Origin of the sequence: Micromonospora sp. NPDC023966 (genome assembly GCF_040639095.1) — a bacterium.
GTDB lineage: Bacteria > Actinomycetota > Actinomycetes > Mycobacteriales > Micromonosporaceae > Micromonospora.
Genome location: NZ_JBEZZJ010000001.1, coordinates 821,949 through 828,057 on the forward strand (window position 1 = coordinate 821,949; position 6,109 = coordinate 828,057).

Annotated in this window: 6 protein-coding genes; 3 read left to right on the plus strand and 3 right to left on the minus strand. The window is 70.8% G+C overall.

Annotated elements, in window-relative coordinates; translation table 11 throughout:
- Positions 1 to 49: 49 nt before the first annotated feature.
- The 3 genes from AB0F68_RS04085 to AB0F68_RS04095 form a co-directional block, all read right to left on the minus strand.
- Entirely contained in the window at positions 50 to 946 is an 897-nt protein-coding gene (locus AB0F68_RS04085) for an SDR family oxidoreductase (protein ID WP_357332840.1), read from the minus strand.
- Positions 947 to 1,304: 358 nt separating this feature from the next.
- Positions 1,305 to 1,955: a hypothetical protein gene (locus AB0F68_RS04090; RefSeq protein ID WP_357332841.1), complete on the minus strand. Its 651-nt coding sequence runs from the start codon at positions 1,953 to 1,955 to the stop codon at positions 1,305 to 1,307.
- A 308-nt stretch (positions 1,956 to 2,263) separates the two neighbouring features.
- Positions 2,264 to 3,079, minus strand: a complete 816-nt coding sequence (locus tag AB0F68_RS04095; RefSeq protein WP_357332842.1) for a hypothetical protein — start codon at positions 3,077 to 3,079, stop codon at positions 2,264 to 2,266.
- A gap of 1,075 nt (positions 3,080 to 4,154) precedes the next feature.
- Between AB0F68_RS04095 and AB0F68_RS04100 the strand changes: the two genes are divergently transcribed.
- From AB0F68_RS04100 to AB0F68_RS04110, 3 genes are all read left to right on the plus strand, one after another.
- Positions 4,155 to 4,475, plus strand: coding sequence for a helix-turn-helix domain-containing protein (locus AB0F68_RS04100; RefSeq protein ID WP_357332843.1), 321 nt, complete (start codon positions 4,155 to 4,157; stop codon positions 4,473 to 4,475).
- 422 nt (positions 4,476 to 4,897) lie between these two features.
- On the plus strand, positions 4,898 to 5,770 hold the full coding sequence (locus AB0F68_RS04105; protein WP_357332844.1) for an alpha/beta hydrolase: 873 nt from the start codon (positions 4,898 to 4,900) through the stop codon (positions 5,768 to 5,770).
- 64 nt (positions 5,771 to 5,834) lie between these two features.
- Positions 5,835 to 6,005: a hypothetical protein gene (locus AB0F68_RS04110; RefSeq protein WP_357332845.1), complete on the plus strand. Its 171-nt coding sequence runs from the start codon at positions 5,835 to 5,837 to the stop codon at positions 6,003 to 6,005.
- The last annotated feature ends 104 nt before the right edge of the window (positions 6,006 to 6,109 follow it).

The following is a 6,109-nucleotide window of genomic DNA, read 5'->3' on the forward strand; positions in this document are numbered from 1 at the left end:
ATCGGGCCGCCCACGCCGAGGCGTGGACGGTCCGATCGTGGCGCGAGCGTCAGGCCAGCGGCTTGCCGCCGGTGACGCCGAGCACCTCGCCGGTGATGTAGCTGGATTCCTGCGAGGCGAAGAAGACGTAGGCCGGGGCGAGTTCGGCCGGCTGGCCGGCCCGACCCAGCGGGACGTCCTTGCCGAACGACTCGACCTTCTCCTCCGGCATGGTGGCCGGGATCAGCGGGGTCCAGACCGGTCCGGGCGCGACGGCGTTGACCCGGATGCCCTTCTCGGCCAGGCCCTCGCCGAGGCCCTTGGTGAAGGCCACGATGCCGGCCTTGGTGGTGGCGTAGTCGAGCAGGTCGGGGGAGGGCTGGTAGCCCTGGATCGACGCGGTGTTGATGATCGTGGAGCCGGGCCGCATGTGCGGCACGGCGGCCCGGGAGAGCCAGAACATCGCGTACAGGTTGGTCTTGAGGACCCGGTCGAACTGCTCGGTGGTGATGTCGGTGATGCCGCCCGGCTGCGCCATCTGGTACGCCGCGTTGTTGACCAGGATGTCCAGGCCACCCAACTCGCTGACCGCGCGGGAGATGATCTCGCCGTAGTGCGCCTCGTCGCGGATGTCGCCCGGGACGGTCACCGCCCTGCGGCCGGCCTTCTCGACCAGCCGCGCAGTCTGCCGCGCGTCGTCCTCCTCCGGCAGGTACGCGATGAGCACGTCGGCGCCCTCCCGCGCGAAGGCGATCGCGACCGCCCGGCCGATGCCGGAGTCACCCCCGGTGATCACCGCCCGCTTCCCGGTCAGCCGGCCGCTCCCCTGGTAGCTCTCCTCGCCGTGGTCGGGCTCGTCGGGCATCTCGCGGGTCGTGCCGGGCGCCGACTGCTGGCCGCCGGTCTGCTCGTCCGGTCCCCGGTACTGCTCCCGGGGGTCCTGCTGCTCGTACTGGTCGCCGCTCAACGTCCTGTCCTTCCTGGTTCCTGAGCGCGTGGTCTGGTCAACGGGCGGACGGCTTGCGGAGCGCGTCGCGGACCCGGTCGGCGACCGCGAGCGCGGGACCGGCGGCCAGGTTGCCCTTGGCCGACTGGGCGCTCGGATGCGGCCGGGTCGGCGCGGTGGCCTCCGCGGCGCGTACGGCGCGGCGCTCCGCAGCCGCTCGGCCGGCACGTGCTGGCGTAGCTGGGGGAACTCGTAGCGCGGCACCTTTTGACCCGCGGAAATTCCTACCTCCGTGAGCCGGCCGTACACCTCCCCCGCCGCCGGTTCCGCCGCGGCCCGCAGCCCCGGGCGTTGCGCTGCGTCCCTGCGAGACGTCCACCTACGCCGACATCGCCGCGTACGGGCAGATCGCCGGCCTGGCCGGGACGCGGCCGGGTTGGCGCAGCGCCGGGCTTCGCCACATCGGGTAGGTCGTGGTGCCGTCGGGGAGCTCGAAGGGCTCATGCGTGACGTAGCCGTGGCGGGCGTACAGGTCTCGATCCGCCGTGCTGGTCACCTCCGTGTAGGTGGGGAGCAGGGCCTGACCCATGCGGGCGTTGCTGGCGGCGAGCAGGGAACTGGCGCGTCTGATGCGGTGGGGCTTCGGGGTGACCGCGAAGAATGCCAGGTGGTTGTGCGGGGTGGCAGGCCGGTGTGCCGCCAGGACGTCGTCGAGGTGCAGGAAGCGCTCCAGGTAGTCGGCGCAGGCGACCGCGAGGCGTTCGCCGTAGTTGGTGGGCGCGTGCGTGGGGCCGTACTGGTGCAGCCAGACGGCGGCGGCGGAGTGATCCTGCAGGAGATACGCCTCGCCGGAGAGCAGGGCGTGTTCAATCCACAGGCGGATGACGGCGGTGAGGACGTCCCGGCGGCGGCGTACGTCGGGCACGAGCCATGCGCCGGTGGCGCTGCCGGCGAAGGGACCGACGACGAGATCGACGATGTCGGCGATGTCGTGCCATCTCGCACGGCAGACAGGCAGGGCGTGGTTCACGGAGTGCTCCTGGGTGACGGATGCGGTTGGTTCGTGGACGGCTGGTGCCGAGGGTTGGCAGGGTCGGCCCCGCAGTGGCGTCATCGCGCCAGCGGCGGGACCTCCCGCAGCCCGGGCGATGCCCGGGTGCGCGGGGAGAGGACGCAGGCCGAGGGCGGGCGTCGTGGTGGCGGGTCAGGGAGCCAGCGGCGATGGCGGGTCAGCCGGCCGGGTGACGGCCCTCGCCGCGGTCATCGGCCGGGGGCGCAGGCGAAGTTTTCGCCGTTCCCGGTGGGGTTCCGCCCGTTCGCCCATCAGACCGAGCGGTGTCAGGCGGGTCTGGGGTCCGGCCGGCTCGAACGGTCCACCAGCTCGTCGCTGCGAGCCGGGTGGCAGCCGAGAACCCGCAGCTCCGGCTCCCAGGAACCGGTAGAACCCTCGGCGGGGCCGCCGGGTGCGCCGGCACTGGCACCAGCACCCGCCGTGGTGGCAGGTGCGGCGGGCGTCACGCCGGAGGTGTGGTCGGGCTCGCCCGGCCACGGACTCCGCCATGCGGCGGCCCCTGGTGGCACCACATCGCGACCTGCCGCACGGTGCGTCAGCCGAGGTGACGTGGCCTGCGGGGGGACCCCGACGATCGGCGGGGCAGGGCGGGCGGTCACCGGGGACGTGCCGCCGGTCGCCGGCGCGTCACCGGCCGGCGCGGGCGTGCCGACGACCGGCCCGGCGGGAGGAGCGGAAGGCGCCTCGGGCTCGCCGAAGACCGGCTCGGTCAGGTCGAGCACCGGGGCCAGCACGGGAGGCAGCAGGTCGATGATGGGCTCGGCCACGGGCCGGACGGCCTCGACGACCGGCTCCACGAGCGGTGCCGAGGCGACCTTCGCCAGGACCGGAGACGCCAGGTCCCCGACCGAACGGGTCACCGGGGTGATCGCCTCGGCGATCCCCGTCCCGTCCGACGGGGGCACCGCCCGGCGTACCGGTTGCCCGCCCGCAGCCGGCCGGTCGGTATCCGCCGCCGGCGTGCCGCCACCGATGCCGGGTGCGCCATCGCTCCCGGCGGTCGAAGTCGTCGACAGGTGGATCGGACGGATCAGGGTTTCCCCGACGATCGTCCTGGCATCGTCGAGCAGGTTGTCCAACACGCGGGGCCGAGTCGGTTCGGCAGCCTGAGCCGCGTCAGGCGCAACGGCGCTGCACAGGCCCCATGCGCCGACGAAGCCGCCGCACAGGAGCGCGCCGCGCAGCGCCCACCGAGCCAGTCGGCCTGGACACCGCGACAACGGGCACCTCCGAAGGAGCACCTCTTGCTCACATCAAGGTTCTTGATTGTGCCTGGCGTGACCGGTCCGGCACCGTTAACACACCGAGGACCTGACCACAGGAGACGGCTGGAGCGTCCCGGGCCACTCGCTCGCTCTCTGCAAATGCGTGCCGTCGCAGCGCGATTACCTGCGACCACTCGGTGTCCGTGTTCTGGTGTTGGTCGCACCGGCCAACTGCTGTGGCCGCTTGCTAGAGATCAGCAGGTGGACCTGCGGGCCTGCTCTGATCGCCACCCATGCCGCTTCGGGCTCCACGCAGATTCCCGGCGGGCGGAAGAGCCGTCACGGCCATGCGACGGGTCAGCCATCCTGACGGTCGGCGACCAGTAAATCTGGGCTGTCACGGCTAGACATCCTCTGCGGTGTGGCATACTCTTCTTCGAGTCGAGAGGAAAGATCCGTCAAGACGCAGACGGGGCCGTCCGGCCGTGAGGTCACGACAGGCGGCAGGAGAGGAACAGTCTTCATCGTTCCCTCCCGAGAGGCAGTAGGAGCATGTCAGTCCCGGCGTCATGCGCGCCCGGGGTGCAGGTGGGGCCAATGCTCTTGCGGGGCTCCAGCTGTTGTTCGCCGTACGTGTGGGGGCCATGAAGTCGCGTGGGCTCCGGCACCGGCGGACCGTACGTCAGCAAGGGAAAGAAGTGGCAGAGGAAAGGGAGGGCCGTACACCGTTGGATCGCCCGCCGTCGGCCGTCATGTCAGGCCGGGCGGACACCGCAGTTTCCATCGAACGAGAGGTGGTCTCCGGTCACGCATATGCGATCCCCGCACCCGAAACCGCCGGTTGCGGCTGGTGCGGATACGACAAGCCGACGTTCCTGTCGGTAGATGGTGTTCTGACCCGTAACCCTGGGCCCCGGCGCATACGCGCCGGGGCCCTCGACGTGGAGGTGGCATGGGGCAGAACCCCGACGACATGTTCGGCGACGAGAACTACCCGGCCTACACCATCGGCCAGGCCGCGGAGATGCTCGGCACCACGCAGGACTTCCTGCGCCGCCTGGACGAGGCGAAATTGATCAACCCGCACCGCTCTGCCGGTGGGCACCGCCGCTACTCCCGCTACCAGCTGCGCCTGGCCGCCCGGGCCCGGGAGATGGTCGACCAGGGCACCGCCCTGGAGGCCGCCTGCCGGATCATCATCCTCGAAGACCAACTCGAGGAAGCTCTGCGACAGAACCAGAAGCAGCAGGATGGGACCCGGCAACGCGACTGACCGGACCACTGACGGGTGAGGTCGCCGGCGGGCGGTGAGCCGCTGGCCCGCCAACGCGAACCACCTCGGCCCTGCCAGCCGTACTCCTGCTCGTCGGATCCCTTTCCACCCCGGCCGCCGGGAGAGCTCGGCGTCGAGTCCCGCGCCGTTGGGGTACTGCCGCGGTTGCCGACCTCGAGCAGGCAGGCATCGTCGTCGATGACGATGGTGATGTCGACGGTGCCTTCGGGATCGTCATGCATCACCGCCTTGGCGCACGCCTCGGTGATCAGCACGGCGAGGTGGCCACGGGATTCCTCGGCTGCGTCGGTGAGGCTCAGCAGGGTGGTGAGTGCATGGCGGGCGCGGGTCATCGGCGACGGTTGACGGGTAGCCCTGCCGCCGCCGGGTAGTCGAGGCGTCTCACGGCGGAGGGAGCGGCGATGGGCGAGGGTGTGGTTTCGGGTGGGTTCACCGAGCGGCGGGCGCGCGTCGGCGAGGTCAGCCTGAATTATGTACGGGGTGGTAGCGGGCCGGTGCTGGTGTTGCTGCATGGCTATCCGCAGTGTTGGCGGATGTGGCGGCATGTCCTGCCCGAGTTGGGCCGTTCCTTCGAGGTGATCGCGCCGGACCTGCGCGGCTTCGGCGACAGCGACGCCCCGCCGGGCGGGTACGACAAGAAGACCCTCGCTGCGGACCTGCATGGCTTGCTCACCGGCCTCGGCGTGGCCGACGACATCCGGCTGGTCGGGCACGACCTGGGGACGATGGTCGCCTACGCCTACGCCGCCGCCTACCCCGAGGCGGTATCTCGGCTGGTCCTCACCGAGGCGCCGATCCCGGACGAGAGCATCTACACGATTCCGGCCCTGACGGCCGCTGGGCCGGGTGTGTGGAATTTCGGCTTCTTCAGCCTCACGAACGGCCTGCCGGAGCAGTTGGTCAGTGGCCGGGAGGCGCTCTGGGTGGAGCGCTTCACCGACTCGCAGATGGTCAACAAGGGCAGCATCGGCCCGGACGACATCGAGGAATTCGCCCGGCATCTGCGCGACCCCGATCACCTACGGGCCAGTTTCGCCTACTTCCGGTCGCTGGGGCAGGACGTGGCGGACAACGCGGCATACCGGTCAACGAAGCTGTCGATGCCGGTTCTGGCCGTAGGTGCCCGGGCGAGCCTTGGCGAGCAGGTGGCCAACCAAGTCCGCGGGTACGCCGACACGGTCACCGGCAAGGTGGTGGAGGACTGCGGCCACTGGCTGTTCGAGGAGCGGCCGAGCGAGCTTATCGCCCTGTTGCAGGGCTTCCTTCGAGGCTGAGCCGGCTGGCGTCGCCCACTGCGGCGGGACGGTATGCACTGCGGCTGAGGCGCGGGCCACAGTTGTGCAGCAGGCGCTCGACGAGGTCGTACCGCAGAGCATGGGAATCAGCAGCGGCCGGATCAGCGAAGCGGCGGAGGTCGCCGACCTCGTACTGTTCCTCGCCTCGGCCCGGTCCGCGAACACCACCGGCGCCGAATTCACCCTCGACGGCGGCCAGGTCAAAACCCTCTAGTCGGCGATTCACGCCCGGATGTCGGCCTCGAGACTTTGGACGCTCTTGTGGGCGCCGCGGCGGATCTTCTGTTGGGTGAGGTAGCCGAACCAGCGTTCGACCTG

Excerpts from the sequence above, each read along its gene's own strand:
- AB0F68_RS04100 (WP_357332843.1), top strand. The coding sequence starts at position 4,155 with ATGGGGCAGAACCCCGACGACATGTTCGGCGACGAGAACTACCCGGCC.
- AB0F68_RS04105 (WP_357332844.1), top strand. The coding sequence starts at position 4,898 with ATGGGCGAGGGTGTGGTTTCGGGTGGGTTCACCGAGCGGCGGGCGCGC.